The organism is Serratia proteamaculans, from assembly GCF_004684015.1.
Lineage (GTDB): Bacteria > Pseudomonadota > Gammaproteobacteria > Enterobacterales > Enterobacteriaceae > Serratia > Serratia proteamaculans_F.
Genome location: NZ_SRIA01000007.1, coordinates 156,025 through 176,155, shown reverse-complemented (window position 1 = coordinate 176,155; position 20,131 = coordinate 156,025). Strand labels below are relative to the sequence as shown.

Here is a 20,131-nt window from a genome sequence, read left to right as displayed (position 1 = left end):
TTCTTACTTCTTCAGATCCGCAGGGATCAGATACGGGAAAGTACTGCTATAACGCTTTTGATCGACAATGGCCTGATTGACAGGTTTACCCACCAACAACGACAACATCGCGCCCATGGCATCATCACCCAAGCCACGACCATTACGAGACGACATGGTGTAATGAGCCGTCGTCCCGACACGGTATGTCAGCACATCCGGTACCAACATATCGGCCACTTTGTCACCATAGGCAAACGGGTTATTTTGTGAATTGGCAAGGAAACTGGCGCGGGCGGTACGTGCAGAAACAAAATTCTTCATATCGGCGCTATTTTCCGGCCGACTTTGATCATGCTCACGCTTAAGCGCCTCATTTTCAAACAGCATCGAGTGAGAAAACAACGGATTGGCAGAATACTGTACCTGCTCCCAGCTGCTGCCTTTGGACAATGCCGTAGTCATAAAGACCTTGATTGATTTCCCCAGCATGGCATCCGGCACTTCAATAACAATCCCGCCACTGGTGCGCGCAGCGAAAATATTATTTCCTTTTTCTGATGTCCAAACGTTGGCATCGTAAGGCTTCCCGGCTGCCAGCTGCGCGCGATAGGCATGTAACCCTGGAGAATTACCAAAGAATGGATCTTCCGCGCTCCCGGTCCATACTTTTATCCCGTTAGCCAAAGTAATGGAGTGGCCCGCAGTTCCTTTCCCGATAATATCGCCCAGCACTCCTGGTGCTGCATCCGGCTGGTTCAGGTCATAGACAGTGAAATTACCTTCGTTATCAAATTTAAATGAGAAGGTATGCCCAACCTTATAAGCATCATCACTTGCAACGTGAATATTATACAGTGCGTTGGGGTTGAATACTCCGCCAGGGCCGGCCTTGGGTGAGTTGTTTACCGTCATCAAGAAAACGGTATTCCCTTTGGTTGTGGACTGGAATACATAGTTATCCAGTTGGTTAATCGTTGAATCAGCCAGTGCCGCTGCCGATTCAAAATGGTGGCTGGCAAAACTCACTGTAGGTAATGTCAGCATAATGGCCATGGCAAGTGTCTTCATCGGCTTTTTCATTTTATTTCCCTGTTAAATTGACTGTTTTATAAAAATCGATCCAGTTTGTATTCATCAGAAACCTGTAATGCCTTGAGTGCTATTCAAGGGCACGGCATAACTTTCCAGGCGATGGAGACTTTCACCGGAAATCTTATAGGCTACTAATTTGGCTGCACCTGGATAAAGTTGATAGAAATAGCCATTTTTCGATGACCAACTGCCAACGGGAGCTCCGGTAGAGACCGCCGAAGACTCATTTGACAGGTCTGACTTTTCCAGTACTCCCTGACGCCCTTTGGCAAAAGCAATACGGTTTCCATTGATACTGAAGCTGACGACTTCACCAGTGTCATAACCGGTGACAAAGGCCGTCTTCCCGTCGGGGGAGAAACTGACCCAGCAAGCACCCACCCCAGTTTTTCCCGCAACGGCGACTTGCGCGGTCGCTATAGAGCGGTTAGTGATGGTGCCATCCTCATTGAGATGGCTGAGAACGGCAAAGCCGGGATCCTGATCCAGCGTATTAACAAAATCCCCTTTTCCACCGTCGATAAACCGCAGGCCAAAAGGAGATTCCCCCCCCGCATCAAAGAATCGTGGCTCCCCAAGTTTGCCGTCATTCATAACCGGGAAGACAGCCAGAGCATTCTTCTCAGATTTATTTGATGGCCAGAGGCGAAACTTTCCATTTACTTTTTCAGGACGTTTGTCATAAAGCACATTCGCCAGAAGGAATTTTCCGGAGGGATCGAGCTGCACTTGAGTCAGTACACGATCGCTCATTGCGAGCGTATTCACGGTACTGGCTCCAGGCATTAAAGAAAGTTTACCTTCATTGACTTTAAACACCGTAATATGGCTGGGACCAAAAGAATGTCCGATATACAACACATTCTTTTTATCGTTATAGGATACTGAGTTTACCCCACTATTCTCCCCCGCCGATTTTCTGTCAACAAAGTGCGGTTCACCATTATCCCCAATACTAAAACTTGAAACACTATTATCGCCGGCATTAACCACAAACAACCATTTATGGTCATCACTCAGTGCTACAGCTCCAGCGCTGACAATATCATCGGGTGCCGAAACCTGGTTGGTGAGCGCTTTATATCCCCCAGTGCCTCGCCCTGATGTCGGCAGCCGACTTATTTCCGTTAACTGCCCATCAACTGTCTGTGCATAATGAATGACTTTATTGGCCACATCATTGGTATTCACATAGACATGATGCCCGCTGAATTCAGATGCAGCGTATGCACTACCCGACAGGGTTAATACTGCCAGCATAGCACTGACGCTTACTTTATAATCTTTCATTCAGAATATCCCCAGTGAAATGATAAATTAATTTTTGTGTTCACATTGATAAAATTACGAATACACAAATTTACAACACATCAAAACATTAAGATAAACGATAGGAAAATAGAAAAATAAACGGCCGCCAGCCAACTACCTGCTGGCGCCTTTAAAAAATAGCATCAATATTATTTCACTATGACTACAAAGTTTGAACAACGGATTATTATTTGTAAATTTCTGCGGTTGCTGAAACGTCAGATCCCATCCCACTCTTGCCAATTGAAGTAATATGGAAGTAAGTTGCCCCTTTTTCATCGGCCTTTTTAGATACCGCCTGGAGAGCTTCATCAATTGTCCCTTCACGAACATCAACAGATATCTCCCCTATCTTCTCTTTCATGTTTGCCATCTCGGACGATCGAATTTCTTTAGCGGCCAAAACACTAAAGCTGGTGGCTAAAAGTACGGCAGAGATAATTAATTTATTAGTCATGACAATACCCTTTTATAAAATGTGCCAAAGTAAATTATTGCATAAAGCATGCATTAATATAGTAGGCCACATAAATTCAAGGTTGCAACACAGGGTAAACATTTAAAAAACATTCAGATCGATAAGACAAAAAACAAAAAAGCCAACGGATGAATAATCTAAATTAAGTAGGGTTATAACAAATAAGTAGCACATTCAACTATCGATTAAACTTAAAAATAAAAAACCACTAATCGATTTAAATGCAGATGATTGAACCACGATTATGACTGGGGATGGAATAACTAAAGCACTAAACTTAAAAAAACGCCTACAGGCCGCTAAACGGAACCCCATTGGCAGCTCGACATAAACAGCGATATAGCGCGAGAAAAAGGTATAGAAACGAGTTGGGATGGGTTGGGTTGGGTTGGGTTGGGTTGGGTTGGGTTGGGTTGGGTTGGGTTGGGTTGGGTTGGGTTGGGTTGGGTTGGGTTGGGTTGGGTTGGGTTGGGTTGGGTTGGGTTGGGTTGGGTTGGGTTGGCTGAGAACCGGTTAGCAGCCCGAGTGATGCACAAAACGGTGCTCACGCCTTCGGTCTACCTGGTCAGTTTCTAAAATTGGTGGAGGCCCTGCCAGCTACATCCCGGCACACACGTCACCTGCTACGGCTGCTTCCTTCCGGATCTGACCGAGTTCACAAGTTAGTGTTGCGGGAGAACCAACAGGGCCCCCATTGACGGCTTCTGTACTCTGAAGCGGTGGGCATTATCGGTGATGGCCAGCCAAATAGCAAGCCAACCGGGGCCAACCGCTGTTTTCTTACCCACCTCGACTGTGGCACACTTTCATCCTTGGTTTTTGCCGCAGCAGGAAAACAGAAATGGAGCCAGAAGATGCCTCATTCAGCCAACGCGTGTTCCACGTGATAGCCGCCATTCCCTATGGCAAAGTCACGACCTATGGCGAAGTGGCACGGCTGGCCGGCTCGCCGCGTGCGGCGCGTCAGGTCGGCGGCGTATTAAGGCGCCTGCCTGAAGGAAGCAGCCTGCCCTGGCATCGGGTGATTAACCGCCACGGCCAAATTTCACAGCAGGGAGAGGACTTCCAGCGTCAACGCCAGGCCTTGCTTGAGGAGGGGATTATCTTCGGCACGCACAGCACGGTCGATCTGCGGGTTTACGGCTGGCGCTGGTAATAACAAAACAGCCTTTGGCCGGAGCGCAAAGGCTGTTGATAGTTTACTGTTTCAGTGCTGCCGGCTTACGGCATGGTTGCCGGGGCTGCCTGAACCGCAACGCCCTGCACCGGGACCATTACCAGGTCAGCACGGGTGCCGTTACGGTTGACCACTTCCTGGATCGTATCGGTAATAAAGGTCATCTGCCCATTTACCGTAATTGCCGCACTCAGGATGATGCGTGCATTAGGCTGAATATCGGCCGGGTTGTACGGCAGAACAAAATTAAACGGTGCCTGTTTACCCTCGGTGCGAACCGCACGCTGGGCTATGACTTTAGACGGAGCATCCGCCAGCGAGGCATCAGAGAGCGTGACGGTCAGTACTGCATCCGGCGGCAGCGCAATACGCTGGCGAATGTTAACCGAGCCAGTCACCGCCGGGCCCTGAATCTGCGTTTGCGCAATCGCCGGGTTTCCCGCTGTTGGTACAGGCACATTCGCACTCTTTTGGGCACAGCCCGCCAGGGTGATGGTCAATGCTGCTGCTCCACCTACGATTTGCCAGAGTTTCATGGATCGCTCTCCTTTTTTATTATCAACATGTTAGTGGCTTTCACCACCGCACCTATTAAACTTAGCACAAAACACTGAAAAATCCATTTAGTCCTGCCTATTAATCACTTAGCCCTCTAATAACGCTCAGCATTCAGTCAATTTTCTCTGTGCCATAACGCAATATATTGACGTCTTACCGTGATATTCCGCACACTGCGCAAAATGATTATTAAAAGGGTAGTAATTTTATGAGCCAGGCACTGCAAAACCTCCTCGATCTGCTGGATCTGGAGAAAATTGAAGAAGAGCTGTTCCGCGGCCAAAGTGAAGATCTGGGGTTACGCCAGGTTTTCGGCGGCCAGGTGGTGGGCCAGGCACTGTACGCCGCCAAGCAAACGGTGCCTGCGGAGCGCAGCGTCCACTCGTTCCACAGCTATTTCCTGCGTCCGGGCGACAGCAGTAAGCCCATTATTTATGACGTGGAAACTCTGCGCGACGGCAACAGTTTCAGCGCCCGCCGCGTCAGCGCCATTCAGCACGGCAAACCGATCTTCTACATGACCGCCTCTTTCCAAAGTCCGGAAGAAGGCTTTGAACACCAGAACACTATGCCCGATGTGCCACCGCCAGAAGGGCTGATGTCTGAGTCAGAGATTGCCCAAAAGCTGTCGCATATGCTGCCGGACAAGGTGCGTGAGAAATTTATCGGTCAGAAACCGATTGAGATGCGTCCGGTCAAATTCCACAATCCGCTGAAAGGCAGCGTGGAGGATCCGCACCGCTACGTATGGTTCCGCGCCAACGGCACCATGCCGGACGACCTGCGTATCCATCAGTACCTGCTGGGCTATGCGTCCGACTTCAACTTCCTGCCAACCGCGCTGCAGCCACACGGCGTCGGTTTCCTGGAGCCGGGCATGCAGGTGGCGACCATCGATCACTCAATGTGGTTCCACCGTCCGTTCCGCCTGGATGACTGGCTGCTGTACGTGGTGGAAAGCACTTCCGCCTCCGGCGCCCGTGGATTTGTACGCGGCCAATTCTATACCCGTGACGGCGTATTGGTAGCCACCACCGTACAGGAAGGCGTGATCCGCCAGCGCGAAGCCTAAACGCAGGCCAAAGAAAAGGGCGATGTCTCCATCGCCCTTTCTATCATCATTATTTTTCTAGTTATTTAGCGCACTGCCCTTCTTCAAGGCTTATTGGTTATAGGCACTCTCGCCATGGCTGTTGACGTCCAGACCTTCGCGTTCCTGCTCTTCCGGGACGCGCAGACCGACGATGGCCCCCGCCACTTTAAAGGCGATAAAGGCCGCCACGCCAGACCACACCAGCGTGATCACCACGCTCAACAACTGGATCCACACCTGATGGCCCATGGTGACGCCTTCCGCGTAGCCGGTGCCGCCCAGCGAGGCCGAGGTGAATACCCCGGTCAGCAGGCAACCGACAATACCGCACACGCCATGCACACCGAACACATCGCAGGTGTCATCGACCTTCAGCCATTTCTTCAGCGTGACCACCCCCCACAGACCGGCAATGCCGCCAATCAGGCCGATAATCAACGCCCCGCCAACGCCCACGGTGCCCGCAGCCGGCGTGATGGCAACCAGCCCGGCGATCATGCCGGAACAGGCGCCCAACAGTGAAGGCTTGCCGCGAACAATCCACTCGGCAAAGGTCCAGGAAAGGATAGCGCCGGCAGTGGCCACCACGGTATTGAGGAACGCCAATGCCGCAATGCCGTTCGCCGCACTGGCAGAACCGGCATTAAAGCCGAACCAGCCGATGTACAGGATCGAAGCCCCGGTAAACACCATTGGCAGGTTGTGCGGTTTGAAGGCTTCCTTACCGAAACCGGCACGCTTGCCCAACAGATAAGCGCCAATCAGACCGGCACTGGCGGCATTGATGTGCACCACGGTACCGCCGGCAAAGTCCAGCGCGCCGTCAGCGGCCAGGAAACCGCCGCCCCACACCATGTGGGCAATCGGCAGGTAAGAAATGGTGAACCAGATAGCCGCGAAGATCACCACCGCAGAGAAGCGGATGCGTTCGGCAAAACCGCCCACCACCAGCGCAACGGTAATACAGGCGAACGAACACTGGAACACCACGTGGATCATCTGGCTAAAGGTCCCGGTGACGCTGTCGATGCCAATGCCTTTCAGCATCGCCGTCTGGAAACCGCCAAAGAAGGCGTTACCTTCGCTGAAAGCCAGGCTGTAGCCATAAAGTACCCACAGTACGCACACCAGAGCAAAGGTGACGGTGACCTGGGTCAACATGGAGAGCACGTTTTTGGAACGCAGCAAACCACCGTAAAACAGAGCGACACCCGGCAGGGTCATGAACAGCACCAAAGCGGTGCAAATCATCATGAAGGCGTTATCCGCCTTGTCTGCGACCGCCGGAGCGGCCAGGGCCAAAGAAGGAACCATGGTTACCGTACTCAGGCCCAACATGGATAAAAGTTTTTTCATTATCAATCCATCCCCATTACTTAACTGAGCCTGTGGTTACAGTGCTGCTTCGTCTGTCTCGCCGGTGCGAATACGAATGACACGTTGCAATTCGGCAACGAAAATTTTGCCGTCACCGATTTTGCCGGTGTAGGCCGCTTTACTAATGACATCAACCACTTCATCCAACTGATCGTCAGCGATAGCGATGTCGATTTTTACCTTAGGTAAGAAGTTGACGCTGTATTCGGCTCCACGATAGAGCTCAGCATGCCCCTTCTGGCGACCAAAGCCTTTTACTTCGCTTACGGTCAGCCCCTGAATACCTATAGAGGATAGGGCTTCACGCACGTCCTCCAGCTTGAATGGTTTAATCACCACGGTCACCAGCTTCATATTGCCCCTCCACGAATTAAGCCCAAACTCACCCCTGGTACGAGTCTTATAAAGCAAAGGCTATGCCATAAATGGATTTGTCCGCTGATTCAGCAAATTAACCGGCCAGGCTGGTGTGTAATGCAACGCCGCTAACCGATGGCAGGCTATCGCACAGAGAATTGATTAAATATTGCGCACTATTTTGGTGCGTGACGCGTCGAAAGAGTGCAGAGAAAGGGATTTAAAACGCAGCGATGCCTGTTTGTGGTGCGTGGTTGGAAAAGAAAGAGGCCGCGAAAGCGGCCTCATAGATCATGCAGTTTGAGTTTCTTCGCGGTTGGCGGCTGCCAGCTCTTCGCCAACCAGTTGCAGTTGATACATCTGGTAGTAACGCCCCTGCTGCGCCAGCAGTTGCTGATGATTCCCCTGCTCGACGGCCTGACCGCGGTGCAACACCAAAATCGAATCGGCATCAACAATGGTCGACAAGCGGTGAGCGATCACCACCAGCGTAGTGTGCTCGCGGATCAAACGCAGCGCCCGCTGGATCGCTTGTTCCGTACCCGAGTCAATATTAGCGGTGGCCTCGTCGAGGATCAGGATCTGCGGTGCCTGCACCAGCACCCTGGCCATTGCCAATAGCTGTTTCTGGCCCACCGACAGGTTATTACCCTGCTCGCCCAACCGGGTGTGAATACCTTCAGGGAAAGAGCGAACCAACTCAGCCAGTTGCACCCTTTCCAGCGCCTGCCAGACCGCCTCTTCGCTGATATTGCGCCCCAGCGTCACGTTGGCCAGCACCGATTCGGCGATCACCACCGGATCCTGCTGCACCATGGCGACGCCCTGGCGCAAGGTAGAGTGGGAAAGACTGGCCAAAGGCCGTCCGTCGAGACGCACTTCCCCATGATCGACCGGGTAATAGCCCATCAGCAGGTTAGCCAGCGTGCTCTTGCCGCTGCCGGTATGGCCGACCAGCGCCACGAAACCGCGTGAAGGCACCGACAGCGAAATATGCTGCAGCACCTTTTTGTCATCGCGGTAGGAAAAGCTCAGGTCGTCAATATCAATACGGCCGCTCTCCAGCGGACGATCATCCGTACCGTAACTCTGCTGGTCGCGATCCATCAGTTCGAAAATACGCTCACCAGCCACCACCGCCTGCTGCAGAATCGACTGCTGCGACGTCAGCTCAATCAACGGCTCATTCAGACGCCCCAGATAGTTGATAAAGGCATACAGCACACCAACACCGACAGCCCCCTCACCGCTGAAGCCGAACAACATCAGCAAGCCGCACAACACCAGCGCCGAAAACAGGCTGAGCAACGGCCGTAGCAGGAAACCGTCCAGGCGCAGCGTTTGCATACGCGCAGTATAGTGCGAACGGCTGGCGGCACTCATGCGTTCCCCGAAGCGGATCTGCTGGCGGAACTGCTGGATCACGCCCATGCCGTTAATCACTTCGTTAAAACCGTCGTTGATATCCGCCAGATAGCTACGTACCCGGCGCACAATCGGAATGCTGTAGTACTGATAAATGCCCATCACCACAAATACCGCCGGGAAAATACAGATAGCGACCAGCGCCATACGCCAGTCGAGGCTGAACATCGCCACCAGCATGGCACCAATCAGTGCCGCGCTTTTCAGCACCGTGGACACCACCATCACGTACAGATCCTTGATCACCTCGGTGTCATTGGTCACCCGCGAGATCAACTGCCCGACTGGCTGAGTATCAAAAGCGCTCAACGGTTGGCGCAATGCGGCATCCATCACGTCAGTTCGCAGCCGTTGAACTACCCCGACAGCCGCCTGGTTAAACAGCAACGCCTGAAAATAGTGCAACGCCGCCGCCAACAACTCCAGCAGAATATAGGCTGCCGCCAGCCCACAGACGATAGTCAGCGGCAACTGGCCCTTGGCGACATAGTTATCGATAAAGTAACTGACCAGGATCGGCCCGGCGACTTCCGCCGCCGCAGCGACCCACAACATCAACACCGCCAGCCCCAACGGTTTGCGATACGGCGAGCCATAAGCCAGCAACCGTTTCAGCGTCGGCCACAGCTTTTGCATCTTATTCATTGGCTTCACTCTCCTCGCCACTTTCCGGAGCCTCATCCAATGCCGCCTCCAGTTGCTGATAGCGATACATCTCGCGATACCAACCGGGTTGAGCCGCCAGGGAAGCATGCTGACCACGCTGTGCCACGCCGCCGTGCTGAATGACCAGAATTTCGCTGGCTTCGGTCAATGCCGAAAGCCGGTGCGCGCTGATAATCACCGTGCGGTTTTGCCCCCAACTGCGCAGATTGTGCAGGATCTGGTGCTCGGTCCGGCCATCCACCGCCGACAACGCGTCGTCGAGGATCAGGATTTCCGCGTCCAGCAACAGGGCGCGAGCAATGGAAATACGTTGCTTCTGGCCACCGGAAAGCATCACCCCACGCTCCCCCACCTCGGTTTCATAGCCTTGCGGCAGGCGCAAAATATCTTCATGCACGCTGGCCAGGCGGGCTGCATGCTCAATTTGTTCCTGCGTCGCCCCTGGGTTACCGAGCGCGATATTGTTCGCCACGCTGTCCGAGAACAAAAACGGCGTCTGGCTGACCACGGACAACCGCGAACGCCAATCGTCGAGTTTCACCTGGGTTAGCGGCAACCCCTGATAACTAATCTGGCCGTCATCAACATCAAACTGACGCTGGATCAGTGACAGCAACGTCGATTTACCGGCACCGGTCGGGCCACACAGGCCGAGCATTTGCCCTGGCTCGAGTTTCAGCACCACATCGTGCAGCGTCGGTTGGGTATTTCCCGGATAGTGAAATGCGCGAATGTCGATTGCCAGATTGCCACGCCCAGCCGGCAACGCTTGCTCGCCGTCCGTCACTGCCGGTGCTTCATCCAGCAGGCTGCGGATACGGCTATAGGCCGCGCTGCCGCGTTCAACAATGTTAAACATCCAGGCCAGCGCCAGCATCGGCCAAATCATCAGACCGAGGTACATCACAAAGCTGGTCAGTTGGCCCAGCGTCAGGGTACCGTTTACCACCATCCAGCTGCCGCCGCCGATAGCCAGCAGATTGGCGGTACCGATGGCGATATAAATCGTCGGATCGAAACGGGCATCCACTCGCGCCACGTGCATATTCTTGGCGCCGGTCTGGGCGGCCACTTCAGCAAACTGATTGGACTGATGATCTTCCAGGCCAAACGCCTTGATCATGCGAATACTCGTCATGCTTTCCTGCGCCTGATCGTTCAGGCTGGAAAATGCCGCCTGCGCTGATTTAAAACGCTGGTGCAACTGGTCGCCGTAGTACTTGATGACGATCGCCATGATTGGCATCGGGATCAGCGACAACAGAGTGAGCTGCCAGCTGATTTGAGTGCTCATCACCACCAGCACCGCCAACCCCATCACCAGCGAATCCACCAGCGTCAGCACTCCTTCACCGGCGGCGAAAACCACCCGGTCGACGTCATTGGTAGCGCGCGCCATCAAATCACCGGTGCGATGACGCAGATAGAAGGCTGGGTTCTGACGACTAAGCTGGCGGTAGAAGTTTTCACGCAGCTCCACGGCAAGCTGATAGGACGCCCCAAACAGCAGCACCCGCCACACGTAGCGCAGCAGGTAGACCACCACGGCGGTGCCGAGCATCAGCCCCAGCCATGCCATTAATACGCCGCCGGACATCTGTTTTTCGGTGACGCCATCCACAATGATCCCCACCAGCTTGGGCGGCAACAGTTGCAGTATGGCAATGATGACAAGCAGCACCACCGCACCGAGGTAGCGACGCCACTCGCGGCGGAAATACCAGCCGATTTGAGCAAATAATCTCACGCGGTTTTATTCCAGGATGTAATGTTTTTATCTCTCATTCTGCCTCAGCAGAGTAGGATACCACTGTTACTTTGCCAGTTTGGTGAACTTTTCACTCAGGAACCGGCAGTGCCGTGGTGTATTTGATTTTTTCCATCGCGAAGCTGGAAGTGACGTCGATCAGCCCCGGAACACCGTTCACCAGGCGCTTGTAAAAGCTGTCGTAGCTCTTCATATCCGCCACTTCCACCTGCATCAGGTAATCGTACTCTCCCGCCATGCGGTAGAACGCCAGCACCTCCGGCATCTGCTTGGTCAGTTGCACGAACTGCTGATACCACTCGCTGCTGTGCTGCTGGGTTTTGATCAGCACGAATGCCGTCAGGCCCAGGCCGAGCTTTTCGTTATCCAGCAGCGCAACCCGACCACGAATGTAGCCTTCTTCTTCCAGCCGTTTGAGTCTTTTCCAGCACGGGGTCGATGTCAGATTGACCGCGTCGGCCAGCGCCTGCAGCGGTTGCGTGCAATCCTGTTGCAGCATGCACAGTAATTTACGGTCTGTTTTATCTAACATAGCGCCAACCAGGAGAATAATTTTCTCCCATTAGGCGATTAAACAGGGAAAATGGCAATCCTTTTTTCCCAGCGGCAGGCTATATTATGCAGTAAATAAGCCCCCTATGCTGAGACCGGATAATGACAACTTCTTGGGTAAAATATGCTATCGGTGAAATAGAAGCGGATTTCCAACGCTCCGCCGACACCCACCTGATCCGCCTGAACCTGCCGGAATTCCCCGGTATCTGCCTGTATCTGAAAGATGAAAGCACTCACCCGACCGGTAGCCTGAAACACCGGCTGGCGCGTTCACTGTTCCTGTATGGCCTGTGTAACGGTTGGATCACTGAAAACACCACCATTATCGAGGCCTCATCCGGCAGTACGGCGGTGTCCGAGGCTTACTTCGCCCGGCTGATTGGCCTGCCGTTTATTGCCGTCATGCCTTCCTGTACCGCACGCCGCAAAGTGGAGCAGATCGCGTTCTACGGCGGTCGTTGCCATTTCGTCGACCATGCGGCGCAGATTTACGCTGTCTCCGAGCAGTTGGCGCAAGAGCTGAATGGTCACTATATGGATCAGTTCACCTACGCCGAACGGGCCACCGACTGGCGCGGCAACAACAACATCGCCGACAGCATCTTCCGCCAGATGGCGCGTGAACCTTTCCCGGTCCCCAAACATATCGTGATGAGCGCCGGTACCGGCGGCACCTCCGCCACCCTGGGGCGCTATATCCGCTATCAGGGGCACGATACCCGCCTGACGGTGGTCGATCCGGAAAACTCGGTATTCTACGATTGCTTCCACCAGCGTGACCGCACCCTGATCGGCAGTTGCGGCAGCCGGATAGAAGGCATAGGCCGCCCACGCGCAGAGCCATCCTTTATTCCGTCGGTAGTCGACAGCATGATCCGCGTGCCGGATGCCGCCAGCATCGCCACTATCCACTGGCTGGAAACGGTTCTGGGACGCAAGGTTGGGGCCTCTACCGGTACCAACGTGTGGGGTGCGCTGCAGTTGGCTAAACAAATGCGGGAAAACGGTGAGCAGGGTTCAATCGTGACACTGCTGTGCGACAGCGGTGAGCGCTACCTGGACACCTATTACAACCCGGAATGGGTGAGCAGCAATATCGGTGATCTGACGCCTTATCTGGCGCAATTAGCGGATTTGTAATCAGTAAAACAGACGAAAAAAAGCCGGGTAAGTCTACCCGGCCGGCTGCCAATAAAGCCTCATAATTCGGGGGAATAGGTGAGGTAGGGTGAACGCAGCCAATGTTGCAAATAGTGGGCTACCGCCTGCTGTTCGCAGTGGCCGATAACCGGTAGCTGTGGCAATAGCAACTTCAACTGTGGCAAGGCATTGCCCATCACCACCCCGTGCCCTACCGTCGCCAGCATTTCCTTGTCGTTCATTGCATCACCAAATGCCATGCAGTCCGCCATCTTCAGCCCCAGATGGCGGCTTAGCATATCCAGCGCCGAGCCCTTGTTGCAGCCCAGTGGCAAGACTTCCAGGCATTCATAAGCCGAGAAACAGAGATCAACCCGCGCAGCAAAGTGCTGGCGCAGTTGTACCTGAAGTTTCAACAGTTCCTCATGCGGCCCAACAAAACAAACCTTGCTGTTACCGAACGCCGGTAAACGCCGCAGTTCGGTAAGCTGATAATGGAAGCCGCTAAGGTGGTGGGCCTGCAACATGTCCTCCGGTAGCGCAAACTCGGTCATCCAGCCTTCATCACGGAAGACGTGCATGCTGGCGTCGGTACGCCAATGGGTATGCAGTACCTCTTCGGCAATATCGGCCGGCAAATCGGTAGCCTGCAGTTGCAGCCCCTGATTGTCATAGACCCGCGTGCCGTTGCCGGTAATCAGATAACCCTGCAGGCCTAACTGCGCCATGATCGGCTGCGCATCAAGGTAGTGGCGCCCGGTGGCGAAAGTCACCACCATCTCACGTTCAAGAAGTTGTTTTAGCACCGCCAGAGTCTCCGGCCCGACCCGGTGATCCGGTGTCAACAAAGTGCCATCCATATCAAAAGCCGCCAGGCGATACATAAAAACCCCATGAATGTGAACGCGATTACAGTCCCTGCAGTATGGGATGGTATTTACGGAAGTAATAGTGAACAATTCTGGAAAACTGTTCCGGATTTCCCCTCATGCGTCTGACACACCGCCTCAGCCAGTACCAACGCCTGTACCAGCAGCTCGGTGGCACACCGGTCACCATTACCGTCGGCGAACTGGCGGCGATGTTCTATTGCAGCGAACGCCACGCCCGCACTCTGGTGCAACAGCTGCAGGATCAAGGCTGGCTGAGCTGGCAGTCACAGCCCGGACGCGGTAAACGTGCACACCTGCACTGCCTGAAAACGCCGGATGAGCTACGCGCTGCCCATCTTCAAAGGTTGCTGAAGGATGGCGATCATCAGGGGGCGCTGGAAATGGCGCAGTTGGATCCGCAACATTTACAGGAACTGCTCAGCCCACATCTCGGTGGGCAATGGCAAGCCGGCAGCCCAACGCTGCGTATCCCCTACTACCGCACGCTCGAATCGCTGGATCCGCTGACCCTGACCGGCCGCGCCGAACAGCATTTGGTCGCCACCCTGCATGCCGGCCTGACGCGGTTTATTACCGGTAATCCCGAGCCGCAATCCGATCTGGCCCACCATTGGCAAATCAGCCATGACGGCCTGCGCTGGCAGTTCTTTCTACGCAGCCAATTGCGCTGGCACAACGGTGAGCCACTGACCGGCCAGCAGCTGCTGCAAACGCTGGAAAAACTGCAGCAACATCCTCGTAGCCAACCAAGCCTGGCCAACGTTGCCGCTATCAGTCTTCCCCATGCGCTGTGTCTGCAGTTTGAATTGCAGCATCCAGATTATTGGTTGGCACATCGGCTGGCGGAGTTGCCTTGCCTGCTGACCCATCCGGAGACTTCGGGCATGGGGGCCGGCCCGTTTAAGCTGACGCTGAACCAACCGCACCTGGTTCGGCTGGAGCAACACCCGTTTTATCATTTGCAGCATCCTTTTCTTGAGAGCATCGAGTATTGGATCACCCCCGAGCTGAACACCGGTGATGCTTATACCAGTTGCCAGCATCCGGTACGTATAACCCTCGGTCAGCAGGAAGAGATGGCTTTGGCACGGCCGGTACAAAGGAGCATGAGCCTGGGTTGGTGCTATCTGGCGGTGAATTTGAAGCACGGCGTGCTCAGCGAAGCTCAGGGAAAAAAACTGCTGATGCTGATCCAGCAATCCGGCCTGTTGGCCACTCTGCCGGTGCCCAACAGCGTCATCACCCCCAGCCGTGAGATGCTGCCCGGCTGGGCAATTCCACAGCATCAGGCCGACGAGGATATTGCCCTGCCCGCCAAATTGACGCTGTTGTATCGGCCACCGGTGGAGCTGGAGACGGTCACTGTGGCCTTGCAGCAACTGTTGGCGCAACACGGCTGCGAGCTGGAACTGCGCTACTACGCGGGTAAACGCTGGCAAAGCGCCGAACAAATCGAACAGGCCGACCTGCTGCTGGCGGATAACCTGATTGGCGAGTCACCTGAGGCCACGCTGGAAAGCTGGCTGAGGCAAGATACGCTGTGGCGCGGTATCCTGCCCGACGCTCGCTGGCAGCACCAGCAACAAACGTTGCAACAGACTCAGCAGCTCCCGGCACAGCAAGCACGTTACCAGCAATTGAAAGACTATTATCAGCAGCTTATGGCGGCGGCGATTATCACCCCGCTGTTCCACTATCAGTATCAAATCAGCGCGCCGCCGCGCATTCATGGCGTCACCCTGACGGCCCACGGTTGGTTCGATTTCTGTCAGGCCTGGCTGCCACCGCCGGTGGAAAATACCACGTCGCCATCAACCGACTGAATTTGCCCAGCCCAGCGGTATGCCACCATTTCTGCTACCATTGCTGCCGCAACGCATTTTTATCTTACCGCCCGAATGTGTATCGGGTAGGGTCTCAGCAATAAATTGAGGTTATTTTATGAAGCGCGCGGTTGTCGTTTTCAGCGGTGGACAAGATTCCACGACCTGCTTGATTCAGGCATTGAAACAGTATGATGAAGTTCATTGCGTCACCTTTGACTACGGCCAGCGTCATCGCGCCGAGATTGAAGTGGCTCAGGAACTGTCGGTGGCCCTGGGGGCCAAGGCGCATAAGCTGCTGGACGTAGGTCTGCTCAATGAGCTGGCGATCAGTAGCCTGACCCGTGACAACATTCCGGTTCCCGCCTACGACAGCACGCAGAGCAATGGGTTACCGAGCACCTTTGTACCGGGCCGCAACATTCTGTTCCTGACGCTGGCGGCGATTTATGCCTATCAGGTGGAAGCTGAAGCGGTGATCACCGGCGTGTGTGAAACCGACTTCTCCGGTTACCCGGACTGTCGCGACGAGTTTGTCAAAGCGCTGAACCAGGCGATAGTACTGGGCATCGCCCGTGATATCCGCTTTGAAACGCCTTTGATGTGGCTGAACAAGGCAGAAACCTGGGCACTGGCAGATTACTACCATCAATTGGCGCTGGTGCAGCAGGACACCCTGACCTGCTACAACGGTATCAAAGGCAATGGCTGCGGTGAATGTGCGGCCTGCCATCTGCGCGCCAACGGCCTGCAGCAGTACCAAATCAACAAGGCCGAAGTGATGGCGAGCCTGAAGCAGAAGACCGGTCTGGCCTGATTGAATAACGGCGGCACAAGTTGCCGCTCGTTGTTTTAGCTATCTTCCAGCGGCGTGAGCACCTGCAGGTGTTCGCGCAGTGCCCCCTCAATCGGCAATGCCCGCTGGGTTTTCAGATCGACACAAACAAAGGTCAGCAACGCATCCGCTACCGGAGCCCCGCTGGCATCCTGCGAGACCTTCTGGCTCAACACGCCGCTTTTGCCGTTAAGCTGCACCATCTGGCTGTCAATGCGTAGCTTGTCACCCAATACCGCCGGGGTGCGATAGTTAATGTTGATGTTCACCACGATAAAGGCGATGTTGTTTTCCGTCATCCAGCGGAAGCCTTCCTGGTTCTCCAGCCAATCCCAGCGCGCCTCCTCCAAAAACTCCAGATAGCGGGCGTTGTTCACGTGCTGATAAACATCAAGATGATAACCACGGACTTTGATAAAGGTCTGGTGCATAGGTAACAACCACTCCTGCCTGGTGATTACAGAAAGAAGGAGCCGCAAGCGACTCCTTCACCCATTTGGTCAAGGTGCCAAACTGGTAAGACCTGTAAAATGTAGCAGAGGAAAAAGGGCTGCATTATCACTTTGCCACGCAGCCGTGATCGAAATCACATTTTGAGCCGCGCGCGATTCCTTTCAAACAGTGCAGGCCCAATGCCCGGAACCTCCTGAAGCTGCTCAATCTGCGTAAAGGGGCCATTCTGCTCGCGGTAGCGCACAATGCTCTCCGCTTTTTTCAATCCAACTCCCTTGAGTATGCTGGCCAGTTGTTCGGCATCGGCCTGATTGATGCTGACCGATGCCTCATCATTGACAGCCGCCCCGGCCTCTGCGCCCTGCCCTGCATTAGCCGCCGGCACGGAGAGCACCGGTTGCCCGGAAACCGCTTTTTCTTCCGCGGCCAATGCTGGCCCCGTCAGGCAAAGCAATGCTACGGTCAGCAAGGCTTTGAAGCTAAAACCACTCTGATTTACCGCTTTTATTTCTGTAGGTTGCATGCTGTATCCTCCTTGTGTGTAACAGCAAGCTCACCTTGCCGCAGCGAAGAAACTTCAGCAATCGGCGGATTTCAGATATGGAAAAGGCCGCGAAAGCGGCCTTTGAGGATTGCATTGCGTTGCAGAAAACTGCGGCGCTTTACTGAGGTTGCTGCTGCTCAGCGGCACCCATGGTGATCTTGGCTTCTTTGCGCAGGCTGGCCAGCAGAGAGTCAAAGGACACGCCCGTCGCACCTTCTTCCATCTTGCTGACGAAGGTTTTCATTTCCTCAGCCGGCAAGGTGCCTGGTTTCACGGCATCCAGCGCAATCAGTACCACGTTGTCCTGACGGTCCTGCGACATGCCATAAACCGGCTTGCCTTCTTGCGGATGCGGCAGCGCGAACACGCTCTGCACCAGTTGGCTGTCTTCCGGCGCACGCGCCATCTTCTGCACGCTGCCAAAGCTCAGGCCAGCGGCTTTCATCGCCTCGTCGCCCTTACCCTGTTTCAGCTCAACCAGCAGCTTCTCGCCCTGCAGTTTCGCTTCCTGTTCCGCTTTATTGCGCTTGACCAGTTCCGCCACGCGATCTTTCACCTGGTCGAACGGTTCAATGCCCTCTGGCTTGTGGCCAGACACGCGGATCACGAAGGCACGGTCGCCATCAACGGTGATCACGTCGGAGTTGCTGCCCGGAGAGCCGCCTTCACCAATCAGTGAACCGTCGAAAATCGACTGAATGACCGGTTTGAAGTTCAGCGCTGCCGGGATGTTGTCGCGGGTAAACCAGTCGGTCTGCTGCGCTTTCACGCCTGCGGCCTCTTCGGCCGATGCCAGAGACTCGTTATCGCTGGTAGCCGCTTCACTCACTTTCTGTTGCAGCGCGTAATAAGCGTCTACCGCTTTCTCCTGCTTAACCTGCTTGGCGATAGCGTCACGCACTTCGCTCAAGGGTTTCACTTTTTCCGGCTCGATGTCGTTCAGACGGATCACCAGATAACCTACCGAAGACTTCACGACGCCGGAAAGCTGGCCTTTTTCGGTCAGGTTCGCCTGCTTGAGTTCGTCTGCAGTGGTGTCCGGCTCCAACCAACCCAGCTCACCGCCGGTACGGCGTGAAATGATGTCGGTGGATTTGTCTTTCGCCAGGGTGGCAAAATCGCCGCCTTTCTTCAGCTCATCCAGTACCGCGTTGGCTTCCGCCTCGGTTTTCAACTGGATCACGCTGTAGTTCTTGCGCTCAGGCTGGCCGTAGCTGCTTTTGTGCTGGTCGTAATAGGCGCTGATATCCGCGTCGGCTACCGTGACCTTGTCTTGCATAGCCGCGGCGTCCATTGGGATGTAGCTTACTTTGACCTGTTCTGGCGCAATGAAGCTGTTCTTGTTCTGGCTGTAGTAGTCTTTCAACTCGTCGTCGGTCACGGTCTGCTTGGCCTGCAACGCTTTCAGATCCAGCGTAGCCAAGCGCACATCGCGCTGTTGCAGCACCAGTGCCGTCATATCCTGAGCTTCGGCAGGCAGAATGAAGCCCGAACCGCCAAAGGCCTGGATCACCTGCTGGTTAACCAGTTGCTGACGCATTGACTGTGCAAAGTTATCGGCGGTGTAACCCATGCGGCTAATCAGATCGAGATATTTGGCGTTATCGAACTGGCCGTCAGTCTGGAAGTAAGGCGCCTTGCGGATGGCGTCTTTTACCTGATCGTCGCTGACGCTCAGGCCTAATTTCTTGGCATATTGGTCCAGCAGCATGTTGTCGATCAACTGAGACAACGCCTGATGGCGCATCTGCTGCATATAACCTTCGTTGCCCGCCAGTGCGGAGAACTGGTCACCCAGCTGTTGCTGCATGCGGCTGCGTTCGCTTTGGAAAGCCTGTTCCAGCTGAGCGCGCTCGATCACCTGACCATTTACTTTCGCTGCATAATCGCCGGAACCGCCGATCAGGTAGTTACCCACCCCGGTCAAAATAAATGACAAGATGATCAGGGCCAGGATGATTTTGAGCACGACGTTATTAGCTGCCGCGCGTAAATTGTCCATCATAGTGTGACAACACTCCGCTGTGATGTGGATTAAAAACACCCTTGCGCAGGCGCGTTCCCTGCGACAAAAATAAAAAAAGCGCATCAATCTGATGCGCCTTATATCTTACCTTACCAGCACCGTTGCGTCAGGTGATTGTTTATTACAAAGCCCTGTAACGCTAAACGGTTAGACGCAAACAATCAGTTTACTGCGTCTTTCAGCGCTTTCCCTGCACGGAAGGCCGGAACTTTGGCTGCCGCGATTTTGATCTCTTTACCGGTTTGCGGGTTACGACCGGTACGGGCCGAACGTTCACGCACGGTGAAGGAACCGAAACCCACCAGGGCCACGTCATCCCCTTCCTTCAAGGAATCAGTAACGGATGCAATCACTGCATCTAAAGCACGTCCAGCTGCCGCTTTGGAAATATCAGCACCTGCGGCAATTTTGTCGATCAGTTGTGACTTATTCACTCTATCATCCCCTCTAGAATTCAAACGTCGCACCGAAAAATCCCTACGGTTGCGACAGCGCAGCTGTTATATCAATCCCATCGTGCCTTGGCAAGCCACCGAAAGCGTGACAAAACGCGGGCCGACAGCTGTCTAACTTAGCGG

The 20,131-nt window shown here is 54.3% G+C and carries 20 protein-coding genes and 1 other RNA gene; 6 read left to right on the top strand and 15 right to left on the bottom strand.

All coding sequences use genetic code 11. The features are described 5' to 3' along the window. Positions 1–3: 3 nt before the first annotated feature. The 3 genes from E5C26_RS05535 to E5C26_RS05525 form a co-directional block, all read right to left on the bottom strand. Positions 4–1,062 carry a DUF4331 family protein gene (locus E5C26_RS05535; RefSeq protein WP_135315405.1) on the bottom strand — a complete coding sequence of 353 codons (1,059 nt, stop codon included), beginning with the start codon at positions 1,060–1,062 and terminating at the stop codon, positions 4–6. Between the two features lie 54 nt (positions 1,063–1,116). Beyond that, positions 1,117–2,364: a beta-propeller fold lactonase family protein gene (locus E5C26_RS05530; protein ID WP_135315404.1), complete on the bottom strand. Its 1,248-nt coding sequence runs from the start codon at positions 2,362–2,364 to the stop codon at positions 1,117–1,119. Positions 2,365–2,572: 208 nt separating this feature from the next. After that, complete coding sequence (locus tag E5C26_RS05525) at positions 2,573–2,842, bottom strand: DUF1471 domain-containing protein (protein WP_135315403.1); 270 nt, start codon at positions 2,840–2,842, stop codon at positions 2,573–2,575. A 399-nt stretch (positions 2,843–3,241) separates the two neighbouring features. Between E5C26_RS05525 and E5C26_RS05520 the strand changes: the two genes are divergently transcribed. Then, complete coding sequence (locus E5C26_RS05520) at positions 3,242–3,439, top strand: hypothetical protein (protein WP_135315402.1); 198 nt, start codon at positions 3,242–3,244, stop codon at positions 3,437–3,439. A gap of 12 nt (positions 3,440–3,451) precedes the next feature. Here E5C26_RS05520 and ffs read toward each other — a convergent pair. Further along, positions 3,452–3,548, bottom strand: an RNA gene (gene ffs / locus E5C26_RS05515) — signal recognition particle sRNA small type. Positions 3,549–3,704: 156 nt separating this feature from the next. Here ffs and E5C26_RS05510 point away from each other — a divergent pair. Further along, complete coding sequence (locus tag E5C26_RS05510; protein WP_135315401.1) at positions 3,705–4,019, top strand: MGMT family protein; 315 nt, start codon at positions 3,705–3,707, stop codon at positions 4,017–4,019. A gap of 65 nt (positions 4,020–4,084) precedes the next feature. Here E5C26_RS05510 and E5C26_RS05505 read toward each other — a convergent pair whose 3' ends face one another. Next, positions 4,085–4,576 (bottom strand): YbaY family lipoprotein, encoded by a 492-nt coding sequence (locus E5C26_RS05505; protein WP_135315400.1) that lies wholly within the window; start codon positions 4,574–4,576, stop codon positions 4,085–4,087. A 230-nt stretch (positions 4,577–4,806) separates the two neighbouring features. Here E5C26_RS05505 and tesB point away from each other — a divergent pair, with 230 nt between their 5' ends. Next, the gene (tesB, locus tag E5C26_RS05500) at positions 4,807–5,670 is read left to right on the top strand and encodes an acyl-CoA thioesterase II (RefSeq protein ID WP_135315399.1); all 864 of its coding nucleotides are present in this window, start codon (positions 4,807–4,809) and stop codon (positions 5,668–5,670) included. A gap of 90 nt (positions 5,671–5,760) precedes the next feature. On the opposite strand, the gene amtB is transcribed toward tesB, so the two are convergent. From amtB to E5C26_RS05475, 5 genes are all read right to left on the bottom strand, one after another. Then, entirely contained in the window at positions 5,761–7,047 is a 1,287-nt protein-coding gene (amtB, locus tag E5C26_RS05495) for an ammonium transporter AmtB (protein WP_135315398.1), read from the bottom strand. Positions 7,048–7,083: 36 nt separating this feature from the next. Further along, a complete protein-coding gene (gene glnK / locus E5C26_RS05490) occupies positions 7,084–7,422 on the bottom strand; it encodes a P-II family nitrogen regulator (protein ID WP_003850469.1) in 339 nt (112 codons plus the stop codon). 294 nt (positions 7,423–7,716) lie between these two features. Beyond that, complete coding sequence (locus E5C26_RS05485) at positions 7,717–9,495, bottom strand: SmdB family multidrug efflux ABC transporter permease/ATP-binding protein (RefSeq protein WP_135315397.1); 1,779 nt, start codon at positions 9,493–9,495, stop codon at positions 7,717–7,719. Then, entirely contained in the window at positions 9,488–11,263 is a 1,776-nt protein-coding gene (locus tag E5C26_RS05480; RefSeq protein ID WP_135315396.1) for a SmdA family multidrug ABC transporter permease/ATP-binding protein, read from the bottom strand. The genes E5C26_RS05485 and E5C26_RS05480 overlap by 8 nt, the downstream gene beginning before the upstream one ends. A 91-nt stretch (positions 11,264–11,354) precedes the next feature. Then, the gene (locus E5C26_RS05475) at positions 11,355–11,816 is read right to left on the bottom strand and encodes an Lrp/AsnC family transcriptional regulator (protein ID WP_061806800.1); all 462 of its coding nucleotides are present in this window, start codon (positions 11,814–11,816) and stop codon (positions 11,355–11,357) included. A gap of 122 nt (positions 11,817–11,938) precedes the next feature. On the opposite strand from E5C26_RS05475, the gene E5C26_RS05470 reads away from it, so the two are divergent. Further along, on the top strand, positions 11,939–12,979 hold the full coding sequence (locus E5C26_RS05470; RefSeq protein WP_135315395.1) for a PLP-dependent cysteine synthase family protein: 1,041 nt from the start codon (positions 11,939–11,941) through the stop codon (positions 12,977–12,979). Between the two features lie 59 nt (positions 12,980–13,038). On the opposite strand, the gene cof is transcribed toward E5C26_RS05470, so the two are convergent. After that, positions 13,039–13,863, bottom strand: a complete 825-nt coding sequence (gene cof / locus E5C26_RS05465) for an HMP-PP phosphatase (protein ID WP_135315394.1) — start codon at positions 13,861–13,863, stop codon at positions 13,039–13,041. Between the two features lie 104 nt (positions 13,864–13,967). On the opposite strand from cof, the gene E5C26_RS05460 reads away from it, so the two are divergent. Then, entirely contained in the window at positions 13,968–15,695 is a 1,728-nt protein-coding gene (locus tag E5C26_RS05460) for an SgrR family transcriptional regulator (RefSeq protein WP_135315393.1), read from the top strand. A 118-nt stretch (positions 15,696–15,813) separates the two neighbouring features. Further along, a complete protein-coding gene (queC, locus tag E5C26_RS05455) occupies positions 15,814–16,512 on the top strand; it encodes a 7-cyano-7-deazaguanine synthase QueC (protein ID WP_135315392.1) in 699 nt (232 codons plus the stop codon). Between the two features lie 35 nt (positions 16,513–16,547). Here queC and E5C26_RS05450 read toward each other — a convergent pair whose 3' ends face one another. The 4 genes from E5C26_RS05450 to hupB form a co-directional block, all read right to left on the bottom strand. Next, a complete protein-coding gene (locus E5C26_RS05450) occupies positions 16,548–16,961 on the bottom strand; it encodes an acyl-CoA thioesterase (RefSeq protein ID WP_135315391.1) in 414 nt (137 codons plus the stop codon). Between the two features lie 155 nt (positions 16,962–17,116). Continuing rightward, positions 17,117–17,506, bottom strand: a complete 390-nt coding sequence (locus tag E5C26_RS05445) for a ComEA family DNA-binding protein (RefSeq protein ID WP_135315390.1) — start codon at positions 17,504–17,506, stop codon at positions 17,117–17,119. 139 nt (positions 17,507–17,645) lie between these two features. Then, positions 17,646–19,532: a peptidylprolyl isomerase gene (gene ppiD / locus E5C26_RS05440; RefSeq protein ID WP_135315389.1), complete on the bottom strand. Its 1,887-nt coding sequence runs from the start codon at positions 19,530–19,532 to the stop codon at positions 17,646–17,648. 182 nt (positions 19,533–19,714) lie between these two features. Beyond that, complete coding sequence (gene hupB, locus E5C26_RS05435; protein ID WP_017891836.1) at positions 19,715–19,987, bottom strand: nucleoid-associated protein HU-beta; 273 nt, start codon at positions 19,985–19,987, stop codon at positions 19,715–19,717. Positions 19,988–20,131: the final 144 nt, after the last annotated feature.